The sequence below is a fragment of the Stenotrophomonas sp. IS26 genome (assembly GCF_054188265.1).
Genome location: NZ_JBSZJV010000002.1, coordinates 161495 through 181034 on the forward strand (window position 1 = coordinate 161495; position 19540 = coordinate 181034).

Below are 19540 nucleotides of genomic sequence, written 5' to 3' on the forward strand. Positions count from 1 at the left end.
CGGCCATCCCTCAAACGCGCAGCCCAAGGCTGCGCGTTCTTCATTCTGGAGGACGGCGACCGATTGGGCTATGAAGACCAAACGCGGCTACCGCCTGCAGGCAACCGCCCCCGATGCAGCACGCTCGGGCTTTCTACCGCGAAGCTCCTATGTGGCTCCCAGCCCACAACGCCACAGCCCCGCAAGGCGGCCCGAAGTAGAGCCAAACCCGCACCCCATATAGACTTCCGGCCATCAGGCTGATTTCAACAATCGCTTGACTGCGGACATTTTTTAGTGTTGCCCGCTCAGCGCATGTCGCCGCCGTCGTCGGCGTGCCCCTGTGCCTTGCGCTGGGCACGCGCATCCAGTGCCTGACGGCCCTCCTTGATCCCGGCCTGCAGCAGGGTCACGCGCTGACGCCACTCACTCTTGAGCTGCCAATCGGCCATGCGCATCAGGTCGCCCGCGCGGTTGGCCACGCGGACCAGGCCCAGATTGCTGGCCACGCCCTTGATCGCGTGGGCCTGCTCACGGAAATGCACCCAATCGCCGCGCTCGCCGTCGGCCAGCGCCACACCGACGCACTGCTCGGCATCGGCCAGGCACTGGCGGATGAACTCGCGCTCGAAGCCATCGCCCATGCCGAGCGAAGCCAACTCGTCGAGCACGCCGGGATCCAGCACGCCATCCAATACGGTGGCGGTGCGCACGATCGGCGCGCTGGCCTTGAGTTGCCCGTTGGAGGCGATGTCGGCCAGCACGTCCAGTAGCCGCACGGCCACCACTGGCTTGGCCAGGAACGTGTGCGCACCGGCCTGGGTGCAGCGCTGGATCGCCTCGGGGGTGACATCGGCGCTGAGCACCAGCACCGGCGTGCGCGGACCGCCCCCGGCCTGCATCACGCGCAGCTCCTTGAGCATGTCCAGGCCACTCATGCCGGGCATGTGCAGATCGACGATGGCGGCATCGAAATCGCTCTCGGCCATCGCATCCAGCACCGCTTCGCCACCGTTGACGCACAGCACCTTGTGGCCCGCTTTCTGCAGCAGGCGCTGCAGCACCATCCGGTTGGCCTCATGATCATCGGCGACCAGGATGTGCATGCTGCGCACGCGCGCGCGGTGGCGCAGGAACGGATCGGCGAAGGCAATGACATTGCCGTTGCGGTCCGGCAGCCCGTCGCCGACCAGGGCCGGGGTGACCGCGCCCAACGGCACGCGCGGCGGCGCGAACGGCAGCTCGAACCAGAAATGACTGCCCTGCGGCGGGTTTTCTTCGTAGCCGATGTCGCCGCCCATCGCCTCGACCAGGCCCTTGGCGATGGTCGTCCCCAGGCCGGTGCCTTCGTGCCGGCGGGCCATGCTGACATCGGCCTGCTCGAAGGCTTCGAACAGACGCGGGCGCATTTCCGGCGCAACGCCGATGCCGGTATCGAGGATGTCAAAGCGCAGCCGCACCCCGCCATTGGATTCGGCATTGAGCACGCCGACGCGGATTTCGACCCGGCCATGGTCGGTGAACTTGACCGCGTTGCCGGCGATGTTGAGCAGGATCTGGCGCAGGTGACCGAGATCGCCGCGCAACAAAGGCGGCACGGTATCGGCGACCTTGACCCGGTAGTCCAATCGCTTGGCCTTGGCCTGCGGCAGCAGGATCAGCCCGATCGCCTGGATCACATCGGCCAGCGCGAAATCCTCGGCGGTGACGCGCAGCTTGCCCGCTTCGATCGCGGAGATGTCCAGCACCTCTTCCACCAGCGCCAGCAGACTGCGCGAGGAGGCCTGGATGGTATTGACGCACTCGCGCTGCTCTTCATCGAGCTTGGTGGTGGCCAGCAGCTCGGTCATGCCCGACAGCCCGTTGAGCGGCGTGCGGAATTCATGACTCATGTTGGCCAGGAAGCGGCTCTTGGCCTCGCTCGCACGGCGCGCCTCGGCCATCGCCCGGGTCAACTGGCGCAGCAGCGTGGAGAAATACAGCGGCACCGCGGCCAGGCCCAGCCACAGGCCGAACGCCAGCCGGGCATTGCGTTCCCAGTAAGGCGTAAGCAGCGCGGTGCTGCCGAAGCTGACCATGGCCATCGCCACGGCCACATAGAGATAGTTGTTGCCATAGCGCATGCCGTTGCCGACCGTCACCCACATCACCACGATGTAGACCCAGGCCAGCGGCTCACCCATCTGCACCATCCCCGCGGCGATCAGCCCGTAGTCGGCCAGCATGCCGGCCACCCGGCGTGGATCCGAACGCCCCGGCCGCCACAGCAGCCAGCCGAACAGCCCAAGCGAGAGGGTCAGGCCGGTCAGCACGATCGCCAGCACGCCGTGGTACTGCGCCGGCGGCAGATCGTGCCGCGGCCCCGGCATCAGCACATACAGCAGGATCAGGGTGATCAGCACGATGCGCACGATCGCCTGGCCGTGCTCGGTATCCGGGCGCTGCGCCAGACGTTGCTTCAGGCGCGGGTACAGACGACGCATATCACATCCCCGGGCGGGATGACGCAGTGGAGTGCTGTGCGCAGATCTCATCAAGCTGGAGGCGGCCGCGCAGCAGGGCATCAACGCAGCGCGGGTCGAACAACCGGCCACGCTGGGCGTACAGATAAGCCAGCGTGGCTTCCATGGTCCATGCTTCCTTGTACGGACGGGGTGAGATCAGGGCGTCGAACACATCGGCCACCGCCACGATCCGCGCTTCCAGCGGAATGGCATCGCCGACCAGCCCATCCGGGTAGCCGCTGCCGTCGTAGCGCTCATGGTGTCGCAGCGCGATCAGCGCGCCGACCTGGATGAACCGGTTCTGGCTGCCACTCAGCAGTTCATAGCCGATGCGCGGGTGCCGGCGCATGATCGCCTGCTCCTCATCGCTCAGCTTGCCCTGCTTGAGCAGCACGGCATCGGGAATGGCGATCTTGCCCATGTCGTGCAGGGGCGCGGCCATCTCGATCAGCTTGACCTCTTCCTCCGGCAGCCCGAGCTGCTCGGCGATCAGGCCCGCCACGTGCGCCATGCGCTCCAGATAGGCGCTGGTGCCGGCATCACGGAACTCGATCGCCCGCGCCAGGCGCGAGAGCGTCTCGCGCTCGCGCTCTTCCACCTCGTGCATGCTGGCCAGCAGCCGCTGCTCCAGCGACAGCGCGCGCTGCTTCACGTTCTCCGACTGCTGGCGCAGCTGCAACAGGTTGTAGCAGCGCGCGCGCAGTTCGCGCGGGCGGATCGGCTTGACCAGGAAATCGATCACCCCTGCTTCCAGCGCGGCCTGGCGGATCGGCTCATCGCCAACCACGGTGATCAGGATCACGGGGATGTCGCGGTGCTTGGGCAGGCGGCGGAACCGGCGGGCAAACTCGAGCCCATCCATTTCCGGCATGCGGTAATCGAGCAGGAGCAGATCCACGGCATGCGACTCGCACCAGGCGAGCGCCGTCAGCGGATCGCCGAAGTCGTGCACGGACAGTTCCGGCGCGATGTCTTCGATGACATGGCGCAGCATGGTACGCGCGGACGTCTGGTCGTCAACGATGACAATATTCAAGGCTGCTTCTGCCTTCTTCCTTGACCACACTGGAACATGCTGCGGAGAGGATACTCCGCCGCTCAGCACACTGGCACCTTGCATGGGTCCGCCTCCCGTCATGAACACCCCAGTTCATGATCGTCGTCACAGTGTGATGCCGATGTAAGCACCTGCTGCGACCCGTCATGGTCCGTGGCCATCACGCCATAGCACCTTGCTAAGGCCACGCAGAAACCATACTCGCGCGGCCACGGGAGCGGAACCCCCATCCGGACGCGCCCCAAGCACGCCCGGACCCAGGTCTCAGTTTTCGGGACGCATGTACGGGAACAGCAGCACGTCACGGATCGAGCTGCTGCCGGTCAGCAGCATCACCAGCCGGTCGATGCCGATGCCCAGGCCGCCGGTCGGCGCCATGCCGTACTCCAACGCGCGGATGTAATCGGCGTCGTAATGCATGGCTTCGTCATCACCGCCCTCCTTCGCCGTGACCTGGGCCTGGAAACGGGCCGCCTGGTCTTCCGGATCGTTCAGCTCGGAGAAGCCGTTGGCCAGCTCCTTGCCGTTGATGAACAGCTCGAAGCGGTCGGTATAGCCCGGCTGGTCATCGTTGGCACGGGCCAGCGGCGAGACTTCCACCGGGTGGTCGGTGATGAAGGTCGGCTGGATCAGGGTGTGCTCGACGGTAGCTTCGAAGATCTCCAGCAGCAGCTTGCCCCAGCCGTAGGACGGCTTGATGCGGATCTTCAGGCGCTCGCAGTGGGCCACCAGCGCATCGCGGTCGGTACAGTCGGCCGCACTGATCTCCGGGTTGTGGTGGCGCACCGCCTCGTCCATGCGCCAACGGCGGAAGGCCGGGGCCAGATCGATCGTGGCGCCGTCCCACTCCACCGTGGTGGTGCCCAGCACCTTGCTGGCCACGTCACGGATCACGCCTTCGGTCAGGTCCATCACTTCGGTGTACGTGGCATAGGCCTCGTACAGCTCCATCATGGTGAATTCCGGGTTGTGGCGGGTACTGACGCCTTCATTGCGGAAGTTGCGGTTGATCTCGTACACGCGCTCCAGCCCACCCACGACCAGGCGCTTGAGGTACAGCTCCGGGGCCACGCGCAGGTACAGGTCCAGGTCCAGCGCGTTGTGGTGGGTGGTGAACGGCTTGGCCGTGGCGCCGCCGGGGATGTAATGCATCATCGGCGTTTCGACTTCCAGGAAGTCGCGGTTGTCCAGCCAGGCGCGCATGGCGCGGATGATCCGCGAGCGCTTGATGAACACCTCGCGCGACTCCGGGGTCACGATCAGATCGACGTAGCGCTGGCGGTAGCGCTGCTCCACGTCGGCCAGGCCGTGCCACTTGTCCGGCAGCGGGCGCAGCGACTTGGTCAGCAGGCGGATGCTGGTGGCCTTGACCGACAGCTCACCGGTCTTGGTGCGGGTCAGCCCACCCTCGACGGCGATGATGTCGCCCACGTCCCAGCCCTTGAAGGCGGTGTAGGCGTCACCCAGGGTGCTGCCCTGCAGGAACAGCTGGATGCGGCCGGACTCGTCCTGGATCTGGGCGAAGCTGGCCTTGCCCATCACGCGCTTGGCCATCAGGCGGCCGGCCATCTTGACCTGGCGGTCACTGGCTTCCAGTGCTTCGGCGGTCCACTGCTCGGCATCGGCGAACTCGGCCTGCAGGGTCCCGGCGAAGTGCTCGCGGCGGAAATCGTTCGGGTAGGCGATGCCCTGCCCGCGCAGGGCGGTCAGTTTCGCGCGGCGCTCGGCGATGAGGCTGTTCTCGTCGACGGGGGGCTGCGGCGCGGCGGTCTGATCGTTCATGGCGTGGGTCTATGTATGTCGGGGGGAGGGACGGTCCCCGCCATCATGCCGATGGTCGGGGCGGATTGCGAAACCGGGCGTGGCCCGGGCACAACGGATCGGGGCCGCGCGTGGCGGCCCCGACGGTCAGGCGTCGGTGCGTTTGGCACCCACGGCCAGGCCGGACTTCAGGCTCGCTTCGACGAATTCGTCGAGGTCGCCATCCAGCACCTTCTGCGTATCGGAGCGTTCGATGCCGGTGCGCAGGTCCTTGATACGGCTCTGGTCGAGCACGTAGTTGCGGATCTGGCTGCCCCAGCCGATGTCGGACTTGGTGGCTTCCACGGCATCGCGCTCGGCGTTGCGCTTCTGGATTTCCAGCTCGTACAGCTTGGCGGCCAGCATCTTCATCGCGTTGTCGCGGTTCTGGTGCTGGCTGCGGCCGGTCTGGCAGGCCACGACCGTGTTGGTCGGGATGTGCGTGATACGCACCGCCGACTCGGTCTTGTTGACGTGCTGACCACCCGCGCCGGAGGAGCGGTACACATCGGTACGCAGGTCGGCCGGGTTGATGTCGATTTCGATGTTGTCATCGACTTCCGGCGACACGAACACCGAGGTGAAGCTGGTGTGGCGGCGGTTGTCCGAATCGAACGGCGACTTGCGCACCAGCCGGTGCACGCCGGTTTCGGTCTTCAGCCAGCCATAGGCGTAATCGCCTTCCACGCGCAGCGTGGCCGACTTGATGCCTGCGACGTCGCCGCCGGAGACTTCCATCAGCTCGGTCTTCCAGCCGCGCGATTCGCACCAGCGCAGGTACATGCGCAGCAGGATTTCGGCCCAGTCCTGGGCTTCGGTACCGCCGGCGCCCGCCTGGATGTCGACGAAGGCCGCCGCGGTATCCATCTGCCCGGAGAACATGCGCTGGAACTCCAGCTGCTCGACATGCTTCTGGTACTTGTCCAGGTCGCTGACCACGGCCAGGGCGGTTTCTTCGTCCTGTTCGCTTTCGGCCAGTTCCAGCAGTTCACCCGATTCGGCCAGGCCGTCGAGGATCGTGGCGATTCCGCCGACGGTCTTCTCCAGATTGGCGCGTTCGCGGCCAAGGTTCTGGGCGTATTCGGCGTTGTTCCAGATATCCGGGTTTTCCAGTTCCCGGGTTACTTCTTCCAGACGCTCTTTCTTGGCGTCGTAGTCAAAGATACCCCCTGAGCGAGAGCACGCGATCGGTGAGATCGGTGATGCGCTGGCGGACAGGATTGAGCTCGATCATGTCGGCGATTAATGCGTGCGAAAAGACTGTCCATCATAGCCTATCCGGGGCTTGCCCGGCCAAGCCTGCGGGGTGCCGCCCCCCCCGTACGCATTGATCTCACGCCGCCCCCTGCACGGCCAGCGCCTGCCGGAACGAGGGCAGCTGCCGGCGGCTGCACGGCACCCGGCCGCCATCGTCCATGTGCAGCAGGGCCTCGCCCCCATCCAGCGGCTCGATCGAGACCAGGTGCCGCACATTCACCAGCCAGCTGCGGTGGGCACGCACGAACAGCGCCGGATCCAATCGTTCTTCCAGCGCCGCCATGGTGCTGCGCAGCGGGTAGTCGTGCCCGCGCACCCGCAGGTTGACGTAGTTGCCGGCCGCCTGGGCGTACTCGATATCACCGGTGGCGACCAGGAAGTCGCGGCCCAGCTTGCGCACCAGAAACCGCTCCGGGCGCTCCACGGCGTCCACCGGGGGCGCATCATCCGGCGCCACCAGCAGGTGGGCCTCGCCCTGCCGGCGCCGCCCGAACCAGCTGAAGAAGTGCTCGATCGCCACGAAGGTGAAGAAGGCACGGACATCCTTGAGGTACTCGTACATCAAGCGTACCGGCCAGGTGGCATCGTCCTGGTAGTGGTAGCCGAGCGCGGCATAAGCGAGATGGCGCAGCCCCATCATCCCGGTGACATGCACCAGCGACCACGCCACGCTGGCCAGCAGGTACAGCGGCAGCCGTCGTTTCCAGGTATCGGCGTGCAGCGGCCAACGCTGGCAGCCCCACCACAGGACCGGCAGCGTCAGCAGGATCATCGTGACGCTGCTCAGCTCCCAGATCATCGGCTGCCACAGGCCCAGGTCTTCGCCACGGCGGCCCGCATCCATCACTTCCACCAGCGCATTGGCCACCGCCGTGGTCAACAGGATGACCGACCACACCAGCATCCGCGCACGCGGCCGCCACCGCGCGGCACGTCCGTTCGCCATTGAATCGTCCATTCGCAAAGGGTCGTCAGCCTGACTCATCAGGCCATGGTAGTGCGCCCCACCCGTCCCTTGGCGACCGCCATTCGTCACTTGCCCCCGGCGGCAGGCCCCTCCGCCATGGCGGACCGCGCGGCGACTGCGCACCGTGCAGTCTCCTTTCCTGCCTGCCCCGTCCATGCCACGCCGCCACGACATCGACGCCCTGCGCGTGCTCGCCTTCGCCCTGCTCATCCTCTATCACACCGCCATGGCCTACGTGGATGGCTGGGGCTTCCATCTCAAGAGCGAGTACACCGCCGAGTGGCTGCAGTGGCCGATGCTGCTGGTGAACCGCTGGCGGATGCCGTTGCTGTTCCTGCTCTCCGGTATCGCCATCGCCCTGATGCGGCCCGAGGCGCGCATCGCGCGCTTTGCCGTGCTGCGCACGTGGCGGTTGCTGCTGCCGCTGCTGTTCGGAATGTTCGTCGTGGTGCCGATCCAGCCCTACGCCGAGGCACTGACCAACGGACAGATCGAGCCCGGCTTCGGCGCCTTCCTGCTGCGCTACTGGCAGATGCCGGCCTGGCCGCAGGACACGTTTGCCGGCTGGCAACTGCGCATCACCTGGAACCACCTGTGGTACCTGGCCTACCTATGGGTCTACACACTGGTGCTGGCGCTGCTGATGCCGGTACTGGATACCCCTGCGGTGCGCCGCGCGGTGGAGCGCTATGCCCGGGCGCCGGCGCCGATGCTGATCGGATTGCCCTCGCTGCTCTCCTTCGGCTGGGTGGCCTGGCTCGATCCCCTGTTTCCCTCCACCAACCTGCTGTTCGGCGATTGGTACCAGCACGCCAAGTACGGCACGGTGTTCCTGGCCGGCTATCTGCTTGCCCGCGCCACCCCGTTCTGGGCACGCGTGGTCGAGCTGCGCCGGCTCACCCTGGGGGTGGCGGTCTTTGCGGCGTGCTGGTACTTCGGCATCCGCATCCTGGGGCGGGTGTTGCCGGCCGATTCCCTGTTGCGGCAGTGGCCGGACAGCATCTGGACGGTGCAGGTGATTGCCAGCCAGTCGCTGTACCTGTGGGCCGTGCTGCTGACCGTGCTCGGCTGGGCCAAGGTGTACCTGGATCGCCCATTCCGCTGGCTGCCGTACTGCACCGAGGCGGTGTATCCCTGGTACATCCTGCACCAGAGCCTGATCATCGCGCTCCTGTTCTGGCTCAAGCCGCTGCATCTTGGGCTGTGGTGGGAGCCGCTGCTGGTCGTGGCCGGGACGGTGGCGGGCTGCCTGCTGCTGCACGAAGGGCTGATCCGTCGCGTCGATTGGTTGCGCCCTCTTTTCGGACTGCGCCGGCAGCGGTTGCAGGGGCAGAGTCCCACCGCCGTTGGAGCAGCAGCGGGATCGCCGCGGGCCGGCTAGGCGGCTACTTCACCTCGAACTCCCCGACCAGCACCGTCTCCGCCCGGTCCTTCAACCGCAGCGTGACCTGCTGGTCGCGCTGGTCGCGGCTGCCCCACTTGGTGCTCAGGCGCAGCATCAACGTGGTGGCGCCGGTGACCAGCTGCTCGCGGCTGTCGAAGTAGTTCGCTTCGATCCTGTAAGTGCCGGGCTTGGCATCACGCAACGAAAACTGCTCCGGGCCATAGCCGCCGGTGAAGTCCTGCGACATCTGCCCGCCCTGGTAGGTCAGCCGGTTGCCGTAGTACGCGCGCTCGCCGTTGGGATCGGTGACCCACAGGTCCATGTCGCTGTTATCGCTGTCCCAGCTCAGCACCACGCGCAGGTCCAACGGCATCGCACGGCGCAGACGCGGGTCGACCGCGGAAGCATCCACACGCTCGCGCGCGATCAGCCGGGTCAGTTCGTCCAGCGCGATCAGCGAGATACCGTCGAACCGCCCATCCCACGGGCGCACCACCACTTCATACAGCGATGCCACCGCCGCCTGGTACTGCCCGGCCGCTTCGAGCGCCAGGCCGAGGTCACGGAAACTCTGCGGCTCCTCCTCGCCCATCGCCAGCACCTGGCGGAACACCGGCACGGCCAGTGCCGGCGCCTTGGCCTGCATCAGGCGATAACCGAGCACGCGCAGCACGTGGCGGTTTTCCAGCTGCATCTCAGCCAGGTTGGAGAGCACGCGCAGGGCCAGGTCACGCTGTCCGCTGGCCAGCAGCAGATCGGCCACGTCCAGATAGAAGGCGCTGCTGCCAGCGTGCTGTTCGCGCTCCTGCAGATACAGCGGATACAGCTGCGCCGGCGTGGCATCGCGCAGGCGGCGTGCATAGGCCGAATCCGGTGCCCACGGCGCCAGCGTCAGGGTGATCTGGCCGCTGTTGGCCTTGGGTGCAGATTTAGCGCGGCGCTCGGTGGTTGCCTCTTCCTGATCGGCAACCGCCGACGCGGTCAGCTCGACACGGTCCAGCGCCATCGGCGCCGCAGGTGCCGGCGGTGGCGCGGCCATCGCCATGGCGACTGGCGCGGCGACGGATCGGGATTCCGGCTTGGGTCGCGGCGGCGCATCCTTGGGCCAGCGGGTATTCCACCACTGTTCGCGCTCGGCGAACTGGCGGGCGATGCCATCCAGGCGGCGCTTCCGCTCGCTTGCCGCATCGGCCACCGTCAACGCATGGCGCTGGTCGTAGGCCGCGCGCAACGGGCCAGGCGGACGGATGCCGTAGCGCAGATAGTCCTCCAGCGTCTCAAGGACCAGCAGCGACGTATCGGCCGTCACCATCCCGAACTGCTGCGCCAGCGCCTTGGCGGCCTGCGCCCCGGCCGGGTCAGCGGCGAGCGCGGCCAACCGCGCATTCGCCCACGCGTGGGCGACCATTCCGCCTTCCACCCCCCGTGCGTTCGCGACGTTGAGCGTGATCGGTTGTGGATCGGTGCCGCCACCGCGCAGAGACAGCAGCACCGTCGCATCGGGACGCAGCACGCGGCCGGTGACGCGGATCCAACCCTGTGTGGCGCTGGAGGCATCCACGTTCACGTCCTCCACGCCACGTGCCCGCACCTCGGCAACCTCGACCGGCTGCTGGAGCAGCAGCGGCATCACGCCTGGCACCTCCGCCTCGCTGCTCACCTGCAGCAGCTGGCCATGATGGGCGCCGGTCCAGGCGCGCAGGCGCGGTGTGTCGGTCTTCGCACCGGCGCTGCTCAGCGCATACAGGCGTTGATCGGGCGACAGGGTGGGCAAGGTCTGGCTGCCGTAGTTGGCCAGGCCATCGCTGACCAGCAGGTACTCGCCGATGGCGGGGTTCGGCGTCCAGTCACCCAGCGCACTGGCGCCATCGTTGGGCAGTGCCCGCAGGTACTCGCGCAGTGCTGACCAGTCGCCCTGGGTCACCGGGAACTGCTGCGGCGTTTCGCTGCGGTCACGCAGCACGGTCAGCTGGACCTGACCGGTGCCGAGGGCGTTGAAGTAGCGATCCAGCACCGCCAGTTCGGCCGCGCGGTCGCGTGACCCTGCCGAGCCCGACGCGTCCCAGAGCAGGCCGATGCGCCGAGGCAGAACGCGCGGCGCGGTGGACGTGCGAACCGGCACGCTGGCCAGCAGATAGCGCTGCCCCTCATGCAGCCCGGTGACCACGTCAGCGCTGCGGGCGAGCGGAAGGCTCCACTGCAGTTGTGCGGGCAGATCCGCACCGCGCCCTTGCCACTGCGCCACATAGGCGCCGGTCTTCACTGTGAATCCCAGTGGATTGGCGCCCACGGCGACCGGCTTGCCCGTCCCGCTCGCCTCGAGCTTCACCGTCACCTGCTCGGCCTGGCGTGCGAAGAACACGGGCAGTGACCACTGCAGGCCCTGCGGAACGGTCGGCAGGCTGTCGCGCAGCACCAGACGGACGCGACGCTCACCACGCGCCGGGATGGGATAGAGCCGCAGCCGGAACTGATTGCCGGCGGTCTGTTCCAGCAGCCCCGGATCAACCTGGCGGCGCTCGATCGCCTCGAACACCTGGCGGCCCTGCGCCTTGGGGACCGGCACCGCGTCGCGCAGCTCACCGTCGATATCCAGTGCGAACCCGGCCACCTGTTGGCCCGCGGCCAGCGGGAACGCCAGCTGCCCTTCCAGCACCCGCGCGTTGGGATTGTGGAAGGTCAACTCGATCGTGGTCTCACCCAGCCCCGCCATGACGCGGCTGTCGATACGGGCCTCGGTCAGCCGCACCGGCACCTCGGCGCCGGCGACCTGCAGGATCGGCGGCCGTGGCGGCGGGAAACGCCGCGCCTGTGCGTGGGCGCTGGGCAGCTGCCAGCACAGCAGCGCGAGCAGACCGATACTGCGCAGTGCGAGTCCCATGTGACGCTCCTGATCCGATGACACCTCATTGAACGCACGGCGCACGAGAACGGGGTTGAGCGCTGGCAACCGCCTGTTCCGGTCATGGACGCCTCATCCGTGCTGGGCCAAGATCGCCCTCCACGGATTGATGGACCAAGGATGCCGCATGCGCCTGTTGTTGACCGCCCCGCTGTTGATGGGCCTCGCCCTGCCCGGTTACGCCGCCGCCGCCATCGAGGGCGTGACGTTCACCCACCACGACTGGACGCTGGCCTGCGACAACACCCGTACCTGCCGCGCCGCCGGTTATCAGGCCGACGACAATGGCGGCGACCCGGTCTCGATCCTGCTCACCCGCGCGGGCGGGCCGGACCAGCCGGTGCAGGCTGAACTGATGCTCGGCCAATACGACGACAACACCGCGACCCGGCGGCTCAGCCTGCAGATCAACGGCACCTCGCTGGGCCCGATGCAGTTTGATGCCGCCGAGGGCACCGCCACCTTTTCTGCGAAGCAGCTCGCTGCCCTGCTTACCTCGCTGACACGCAACAGCCGCATCGAGCTGATCGGCGACGATGGCGCGCGCTGGACGGTCTCTGATCAGGGCGCCTCGGCCGTGCTGTTGAAGATGGATGCGTTCCAAGGTCGCCTCGGCACACCCGGCGCGTTGATGCGCAAAGGCACCCTCGCCGAATCCTCGGTGCCGCCCGCACTACCGGTGCCGGTCGTGCGGCTGGGCAAGCCGGTGGCCACCCGCCCGGCGGACACCGCGCTGGCCGCATCGCCGGCGCTGCGTGCCGCCCTCGCAGCGGTGACGTCAGCCGACGATTGCGAAGCGCTGGGACCCAGCGGCAGCCTGTCACCCGGCGAGGAACCCGAAGCGCTGACGGTGCAGCGGCTCAGCGCCGACAAGCTGCTGGTCTCGCTGAGCTGCTGGCGCGGCGCGTACAACACCGGTGACGGCTACTGGGTGATCAACGACCGCGCGCCGTACCAGCCGCGGCTGGTCACCACGGCAGCGGTCGGTGATGAGGTGCGCACCATCCAGGAGGCGCACAAGGGCCGTGGCCTCGGCGATTGCTGGTACTCCACCACCTGGGGCTGGACCGGCACGCAATTCGTGAAGACGGCGGACAGCAGCACCGGGTTGTGCCGCCTGGTCGCCGCCGGTGGCGCCTGGGAAATGCCGACACTGGTGACGCAGGTGCGCGAATAATCCGCACCCGCCCGGTTACGCGTCGGCGCAGTGCTCCACGATCAGTTGGATCGCGCCACCGCCGCGGTAGTCGTCGCTGACGAGGCGGTACGCGATATGGACGCGGTTGGCCGGCGCGTTGCCGCTCCAGCCGCTGAAGTGGATGGCGCTGACCGGCTCGGCCCGGCCCGGCACGCGCAGGCTCAGTTTCAGGTGCTTCTCTTTGAGCACCTGCCAGCGCGCCACCTGGAAGTGACCATCGAACAACGGCTCGGGGAAGCCCTGCCCCCACGGGCCGGCCAGGCGCAGCGCCTCGGCATGGGCGAAATCCAGCTCCTGCGGCAACAGCTCGCCGTCGGTGAGCAGCAGCTGCTGCAGCGAGAGCGGATCCAGCGTGCGCTCCACCACGTCCACGAAGGCCTGCTCGAACGCGGCCAGCTGCGCATGCGGCAGACTGAGGCCGGCAGCCATGGCGTGGCCACCGAACTTGTCGATCAGGCCCGGGTGCGCCGCGTTGACCAAGGCCAGCGCGTCACGGATATGGAAGCCGGGAATCGAGCGCGCCGAGCCCCGCAGCGAATCGCCGCCGGGCTCTGAAGGTGCGAACGCGATCACCGGCCGGTGCAGCCGATCCTTCATCTTGGACGCCACCAGCCCGACCACACCGGGGTGCCATTCGGCATCGAACAGGCAGGCCGCAACCGGGCGCACGCCCTCGGCGCTGAGCACTGCACGGGACACTGCCAGCTCCGCGTCGTCGGTCATCAGCTGTTGGACCGCACGGCGCTCGGTGTTGATCGACTCCAGCGTCGTGGCGATCTCACGCGCGTGGGCGCGGTCTTCAGTGAGCAGCAGCTCGATGCCCAGTGCCATGTCTTCCAGCCGGCCAGCGGCGTTCAACCGTGGGCCGAGCGCGAAACCAATGTCACTGCCAGTGAGCCGCGAGGCGTCACGACCACTGGCCTCGATCAGCGCCTGCAGGCCGACGCAGCCCTTGCCGCTGCGCAGCCGGCGCAGGCCGGCCGAGACCAGGGCGCGGTTGTTGTCATCCAGCGCGACCAGATCGGCAACGGTGCCCACTGCGACCAGATCCAGCAGGGTCAGCAGGTCCGGCTCAGGTGCCGTGGCGTACGCGCCCTGCTCGCGCAGGTGGCGGCGCAGCGCCATCAACACGTAGAAGATGACCCCGACGCCGGCCAGTGCCTTGCTGGGGAACGCATCGCCGCTGATGTTGGGGTCGACGATGGCATCGGCCGGCGGCAGGTGCTCGCCCGGCAGATGGTGATCGGTGACCAGTACTTTCCAGCCCAGTGCCTTGGCCGCGTTGACGCCGGCATGGCAGGCGATGCCATGGTCGACCGTGACCAGCAGGCCCGGATTGAGCGGGGCCAGTTCGGCCACCAGCGATGGCGACAGCCCATAGCCATGCAGCATGCGGTTGGGCACCGCGTGCACCACATCGCGCGCGCCGAGCATGCGCAGGCCGCGCACCCCGACCGCACAGGCGGTGGCGCCATCGCAGTCGAAATCGCCGACGATCAGGATGCGTTCGTTGTGGGCGATCGCATCGGCCAGCAGCGTTACCGCGGCCTGCATGCTGCCCAGCAGATCCGGCGCATGCAGCTGGGCCAGCTTCGGCTGGGCCTGCGCGGCATCGGTCACCCCGCGCGCGGCGTACAAGCGCTGCAGCAACGGCAACATGGAGGACGGCCACTCGCTGACGGCGGCGGCAGGACGGCGCTGGATACGGGGTGCTTCAGACGGGGTCAAAACGGGCTCGATCGATGACGTGCGCGACCATGATACTGCCCGGTGAACGCATCCACGCATGGCGTGGATGGCGCGCCGGGGACGGCCGCTGGCCGGCTGTCCTTCGACGAACTCAGAGGTCGTGCAGCTGCACCGGCTTCTTCCAGAACCGCCAGCGCTGGCTCTTGTCGATCTCCACGCGGGCCCCGTCCTCGAAATCCAGCACCAGCCGTTTCAATTCCCCGCGTGCGATCGCCGCCAGCAACGGGCGGATCGCCTCATTGCCCAGCTGCTCCAGTGAGCGCAGCTGGCGCAGGTCCACCAGCGCATCCACGGTCTGCTCGCCATCGGCCTGCAGGCCCGCCGCCCTGGCCAGCGCCTGCAGCAGCGCATCGCGGCTGCGGACCTGGGCATGCGGGGTGGTCACGCGCTCAGGCAGCTCACCGCCACCCCAGAACCACAGCGAATTGATCGCGCGCTTGCCGTCGGCCACGCGCTGCTGGTTCCATTCATGCTGGTGCAACACCACCTGTGCCTCGGTCAACAAGGCGCGCCAGCGGCGGCCTGCATCGCCTTCGGGCAGATGGGCGAACAGATCATCGCCGAGCACTTCATCAGGCTCGGCGAATGCGGGCAGCATGGTGCCCGGCGGCAGCCGCAGGTACCAGCGTGACGGCACCGGGGCATCCAGCACGAAGCCGAACCCGGCAAACAACGGCTGCAACGCCGGCAGCAGGTGCATGACATCGGCCAGATCCGGCCGCAGGGTATCCCCGTGCCCCATCAGGCGTGCGCCATGCATGTCCGGCACCACATTGGCCGGATCGGCCCGCAACCACACCGCCCCATCGGCATCGCCGCCATCCAGCTGGCGGGTCAGGGCGGCGGCGGACCACGCGTCCGGCTGCGTCTGGAAATGCCGACGCAGCTGGGCGCGTTCGCCCGCCTCGGCGCTGTGGCGCTGCGCACGCCCCAGCGCTTTGGCGACGCCATCGGGCAACGGCGCCGCCGGAAACCGGCTGCGCGCCGGCAGCAACAACGTCGCCGTGGCCATCGCCGTCAGTCCAGGTACTGGACGCTGACGATTTCGTACTCGCGCTGGCCGGCCGGTGCGTCGATGGTGACCGCATCGCCTTCCAGCTTGCCGATCAAGGCACGGGCCAGCGGCGAGGAGATCGCGATCAGGCCCAGCTTGATGTCCGCTTCCAGGTCGCCCACGATCTGGTAGCGCTTCTCTTCATCATTCTCCACGTCCGACAGCTCGACCGTGGCGCCGAACACCACCTTGCTGCCGGCGTTGAGCTTGGTGATGTCGATGATCTCGGCATGCGAAAGCTCACCTTCCAGCTGCTTGATGCGGCCTTCGATGAAGCCCTGCTCTTCGCGCGCGGCGTGGTACTCGGCGTTCTCTTTCAGATCGCCGTGTTCGCGTGCCTCGGCGATCGCCGCGATGACCTTCGGGCGCTTGACCGACTTCAGGTGGTCAAGCTCTTCGCGCAGACGCTGCGCGCCCTTCAGGGTGATCGGTGCTCTCATGCGTTCAACTCCTTGTGCAGTTCCTGCAGCGACCAGACGGGGCCGGTACCGCGGAATTCCAGTGATTGCACCAGCGCCATGGCGCCGGCGATGGTGGTCGAATAGGTCACGCGATGCTGCAGCGCTTCGCGACGGATCGAGAACGAGTCATTGATCGCCGCACGACCTTCGGTCGTGTTGACGATGTAAACGATCTCGCCGTTCTTGATCGAATCGACGATGTGCGGACGGCCTTCGACCACCTTGTTGACGATTTCGCAGGTCATGCCGTGCTCCTGCAGCCACGCGCCAGTGCCACGGGTCGCGACCAGGGTGTAGCCGCGCTCGACCAGTGCCTTGGCGACCGGCAGCACGCGCTTCTTGTCCGGGTCACGGACCGACACGAACGCCTTGCCCAGCGGCGGTGCCTTGATGCCACCGGCTTCCTGCGCACGCGCGAAGGCGGCGCTGAAGCTGCGGCCCACGCCCATCACCTCACCGGTGGAGCGCATCTCCGGCCCGAGGATCGGATCGACGCCCTGGAACTTGGCGAACGGGAAGATCGCTTCCTTGACCGAGTAGTAGCCCGGCACGATTTCCTTGGTCGCGCCCTGCTCGGCCAGCGTCTTGCCGGCCATGCAGCGCGCGGCGATCTTGGCCAGCGGCATGCCGGTGGCCTTGGAGACGAACGGCACGGTGCGCGAGGCACGCGGGTTCACTTCCAGCAGGTAGACGATGTCTTCGCCGTTCTCGCCGGTCTGGATCGCGAACTGGGTATTCATCAGGCCGACCACGTTCAGGGCCTTGGCCAGCTCGACCACCTGGCGACGCAGCTCTGCCTGGGTTTCAGCCGACAGCGAGTACGGCGGCAGCGAGCAGGACGAATCGCCCGAATGCACGCCGGCTTCTTCGATGTGCTCCATCACGCCGCCGATCAGCACGTTGCCGTCCTTGTCGGCAATGATGTCCACGTCCACTTCCACGGCGTTGTCCAGGAAGCGGTCCAGCAGCACCGGCGAATCATTGGAGACCTTCACCGCGTCGCGGACGTAGCGGGCCAGATCGGATTCACCGTAGACGATTTCCATCGCACGGCCGCCCAGCACGTAGCTCGGGCGCACCACCAGCGGGTAGCCGATCTCGCGGGCCAGCAGCAGGGCTTCCTGGTCGTTGCGGGCGATGCGGTTCGGCGGCTGCTTCAGGCCGAGCTTGTCGACCAGCTGCTGGAAGCGCTCGCGGTCTTCGGCCAGATCGATGGAGTCCGGCGAGGTGCCGATCACCGGCACGCCGTTGGCTTCCAGCGCGCGCGCCAGCTTCAGCGGGGTCTGGCCACCGTACTGCACGATCACGCCCTTCGGCTGTTCCAGCTCGACGATCTCCAGCACGTCTTCCAGCGTCAGCGGCTCGAAGTACAGGCGGTCGGAGGTGTCGTAATCGGTGGAGACGGTTTCCGGGTTGCAGTTGACCATGATGGTTTCATACCCATCCTCGCGCAGCGCCAGTGCCGCATGCACGCAGCAGTAGTCGAACTCGATGCCCTGGCCGATACGGTTCGGACCGCCACCCAGGATCATGATCTTGTCGCGGTTGCTCGGCGCCGCTTCGCACTCGTCCTCGTAGGTCGAGTACAGGTACGCGGTGCTGGTGGCGAACTCGGCGGCGCACGAATCCACGCGCTTGTATACCGGGCGCACCTTGTGGGCACGACGCAGCGCGCGCACGGCCGCTTCGTTGGTGCCGGTCAGTTCGGCCAGGCGGGCATCGGAGAATCCGGCGCGCTTGAGCTTGCGCAGACGCGCAGCATCGAGTGCGTCGATGCCGTCGGCGGCCACCTCGGCTTCGGCCTGGATGATCTCTTCGATCTGGTCCAGGAACCACGGGTCGATGTGCGACAGCGCGAAGACCTCTTCCACGCTGAAACCGGCGCGGAACGCATCCCCCACGAAGAACAGGCGCTCCGGGCCCGGGGCCTTGAGCTCGCGCTTGATGGTGGTGATGTCGTCTTCGTTGGACAGGTCCAGACCGGTCGGGTCCAGGCCGATCTTGCCGGTTTCCAGGCCACGCAGGGCCTTCTGCAGCGACTCCTGGAAGGTGCGGCCCATCGCCATCACCTCGCCCACCGACTTCATCTGGGTGGTCAGGCGCGCATCGGCGGCCGGGAACTTCTCGAAGGCGAAGCGCGGAATCTTGGTGACGACGTAATCGATCGACGGTTCGAACGAGGCCGGGGTCAGACCACCGGTGATTTCGTTCTTCAGTTCGTCCAGGGTGTAACCCACGGCCAGCTTGGCCGCGACCTTGGCGATCGGGAAGCCGGTGGCCTTGGAGGCCAGCGCCGAGGAACGCGATACGCGCGGGTTCATTTCGATCACGACCACGCGGCCGGTGGTCGGGCTGATGCCGAACTGCACGTTCGAACCGCCGGTATCCACGCCGATCTTGCGCAGCACGGCGATGGAGGCATCGCGCAGGCGCTGGTATTCCTTGTCGGTCAGGGTCTGGGCCGGGGCCACGGTGATCGAGTCACCGGTGTGCACGCCCATCGGGTCCAGGTTCTCGATCGAGCAGACGATGATGCAGTTGTCGGCGGTGTCGCGCACCACCTCCATCTCGAATTCCTTCCAGCCCAGCACCGATTCTTCCACCAGCACTTCGGTGGTCGGCGACAGTTCCAGGCCGCGGGTCACGATATCCACCAGCTCTTCGCGGTTGTAGGCGATGCCGCCGCCGCTGCCGCCCAGGGTGAAGCTGGGGCGGATGATGGTCGGGTAGCCGACGCGGGTCTGGATGTCGATCGCTTCTTCCAGCGTGTGCGCCACCGCAGCGGACGGGCACTCCAGGCCGATCTCGCCCATGGCCACGCGGAACAGCTCGCGGTCTTCGGCCATGCGGATCGCGTCGCGCTTGGCGCCGATCAGTTCAACGTTGTACTTCTCCAGCACGCCGTTGTCGGCCAGATCCAGTGCGCAGTTCAGCGCGGTCTGGCCGCCCATGGTCGGCAGCAGCGCGTCGGGCTTTTCCTTGGCGATGATCTTCTCGACCGTCTGCCAGTTGATCGGCTCGATGTAGACGGCGTCGGCCATCTCCGGGTCGGTCATGATGGTGGCCGGATTGCTGTTGACCAGCACCACGCGGTAACCCTCGTCGCGCAGTGCCTTGCAGGCCTGCGCGCCAGAGTAGTCGAACTCACAGGCCTGGCCGATGACGATCGGGCCGGCACCGATGATGAGGATGGTTTTAAGGTCAGTGCGCTTGGGCATTGTCTTCTCT

The 19540-nt window shown here is 67.2% G+C and carries 12 protein-coding genes; 2 read left to right on the top strand and 10 right to left on the bottom strand.

The genetic code is table 11. The features are described from left to right. Positions 1-287 precede the first annotated feature (287 nt). From ACW6W5_RS02680 to ACW6W5_RS02700, 5 genes are all read right to left on the bottom strand, one after another. A complete protein-coding gene (locus tag ACW6W5_RS02680; protein ID WP_121036699.1) occupies positions 288-2462 on the bottom strand; it encodes an ATP-binding protein in 2175 nt (724 codons plus the stop codon). 1 nt (position 2463) lies between these two features. Further along, complete coding sequence (locus ACW6W5_RS02685) at positions 2464-3603, bottom strand: response regulator (protein ID WP_152150734.1); 1140 nt, start codon at positions 3601-3603, stop codon at positions 2464-2466. 201 nt (positions 3604-3804) lie between these two features. Further along, on the bottom strand, positions 3805-5322 hold the full coding sequence (gene lysS / locus ACW6W5_RS02690) for a lysine--tRNA ligase (protein WP_121036697.1): 1518 nt from the start codon (positions 5320-5322) through the stop codon (positions 3805-3807). A 126-nt stretch (positions 5323-5448) separates the two neighbouring features. Further along, positions 5449-6574 (bottom strand): peptide chain release factor 2 gene (prfB, locus tag ACW6W5_RS02695; RefSeq protein WP_121036696.1). Its coding sequence is split into 2 segments (ribosomal slippage): positions 5449-6498 and positions 6500-6574, totalling 1125 coding nucleotides; the frame shifts between segments, so codons are not numbered across the junction. 99 nt (positions 6575-6673) lie between these two features. After that, positions 6674-7543 carry a LytTR family DNA-binding domain-containing protein gene (locus ACW6W5_RS02700; RefSeq protein WP_121036695.1) on the bottom strand — a complete coding sequence of 290 codons (870 nt, stop codon included), beginning with the start codon at positions 7541-7543 and terminating at the stop codon, positions 6674-6676. A 175-nt stretch (positions 7544-7718) separates the two neighbouring features. Between ACW6W5_RS02700 and ACW6W5_RS02705 the strand changes: the two genes are divergently transcribed. Further along, the gene (locus ACW6W5_RS02705; protein WP_152150825.1) at positions 7719-8945 is read left to right on the top strand and encodes an acyltransferase family protein; all 1227 of its coding nucleotides are present in this window, start codon (positions 7719-7721) and stop codon (positions 8943-8945) included. Positions 8946-8949: 4 nt separating this feature from the next. On the opposite strand, the gene ACW6W5_RS02710 is transcribed toward ACW6W5_RS02705, so the two are convergent. Continuing rightward, the gene (locus ACW6W5_RS02710; protein WP_152150732.1) at positions 8950-11829 is read right to left on the bottom strand and encodes a VIT domain-containing protein; all 2880 of its coding nucleotides are present in this window, start codon (positions 11827-11829) and stop codon (positions 8950-8952) included. A gap of 148 nt (positions 11830-11977) precedes the next feature. Here ACW6W5_RS02710 and ACW6W5_RS02715 point away from each other — a divergent pair, with 148 nt between their 5' ends. Next, positions 11978-13027: a DUF1176 domain-containing protein gene (locus ACW6W5_RS02715; RefSeq protein ID WP_152150730.1), complete on the top strand. Its 1050-nt coding sequence runs from the start codon at positions 11978-11980 to the stop codon at positions 13025-13027. A gap of 15 nt (positions 13028-13042) precedes the next feature. Here ACW6W5_RS02715 and recJ read toward each other — a convergent pair whose 3' ends face one another. From recJ to carB, 4 genes are all read right to left on the bottom strand, one after another. Beyond that, positions 13043-14707: a single-stranded-DNA-specific exonuclease RecJ gene (recJ, locus tag ACW6W5_RS02720; protein ID WP_226956562.1), complete on the bottom strand. Its 1665-nt coding sequence runs from the start codon at positions 14705-14707 to the stop codon at positions 13043-13045. 181 nt (positions 14708-14888) lie between these two features. Beyond that, the gene (locus tag ACW6W5_RS02725) at positions 14889-15809 is read right to left on the bottom strand and encodes a phosphoglycerate mutase (RefSeq protein WP_152150725.1); all 921 of its coding nucleotides are present in this window, start codon (positions 15807-15809) and stop codon (positions 14889-14891) included. Positions 15810-15814: 5 nt separating this feature from the next. Next, positions 15815-16279, bottom strand: coding sequence for a transcription elongation factor GreA (gene greA, locus ACW6W5_RS02730; protein WP_183073734.1), 465 nt, complete (start codon positions 16277-16279; stop codon positions 15815-15817). An 8-nt stretch (positions 16280-16287) separates the two neighbouring features. Next, positions 16288-19530 (bottom strand): carbamoyl-phosphate synthase large subunit, encoded by a 3243-nt coding sequence (gene carB / locus ACW6W5_RS02735; RefSeq protein ID WP_152150723.1) that lies wholly within the window; start codon positions 19528-19530, stop codon positions 16288-16290. Positions 19531-19540 lie beyond the last annotated feature (10 nt).

Excerpts from the sequence above, each read along its gene's own strand:
- ACW6W5_RS02725 (WP_152150725.1), bottom strand. The coding sequence starts at position 15,809 with ATGGCCACGGCGACGTTGTTGCTGCCGGCGCGCAGCCGGTTTCCGGCG.
- ACW6W5_RS02705 (WP_152150825.1), top strand. The coding sequence starts at position 7,719 with ATGCCACGCCGCCACGACATCGACGCCCTGCGCGTGCTCGCCTTCGCC.
- lysS (WP_121036697.1), bottom strand. The coding sequence starts at position 5,322 with ATGAACGATCAGACCGCCGCGCCGCAGCCCCCCGTCGACGAGAACAGC.
- ACW6W5_RS02715 (WP_152150730.1), top strand. The coding sequence starts at position 11,978 with ATGCGCCTGTTGTTGACCGCCCCGCTGTTGATGGGCCTCGCCCTGCCC.
- ACW6W5_RS02685 (WP_152150734.1), bottom strand. The coding sequence starts at position 3,603 with ATGCAAGGTGCCAGTGTGCTGAGCGGCGGAGTATCCTCTCCGCAGCAT.
- recJ (WP_226956562.1), bottom strand. The coding sequence starts at position 14,707 with ATGTTGCCGTTGCTGCAGCGCTTGTACGCCGCGCGCGGGGTGACCGAT.
- ACW6W5_RS02680 (WP_121036699.1), bottom strand. The coding sequence starts at position 2,462 with ATGCGTCGTCTGTACCCGCGCCTGAAGCAACGTCTGGCGCAGCGCCCG.
- ACW6W5_RS02700 (WP_121036695.1), bottom strand. The coding sequence starts at position 7,543 with ATGGCGAACGGACGTGCCGCGCGGTGGCGGCCGCGTGCGCGGATGCTG.
- ACW6W5_RS02710 (WP_152150732.1), bottom strand. The coding sequence starts at position 11,829 with ATGGGACTCGCACTGCGCAGTATCGGTCTGCTCGCGCTGCTGTGCTGG.
- carB (WP_152150723.1), bottom strand. The coding sequence starts at position 19,530 with ATGCCCAAGCGCACTGACCTTAAAACCATCCTCATCATCGGTGCCGGC.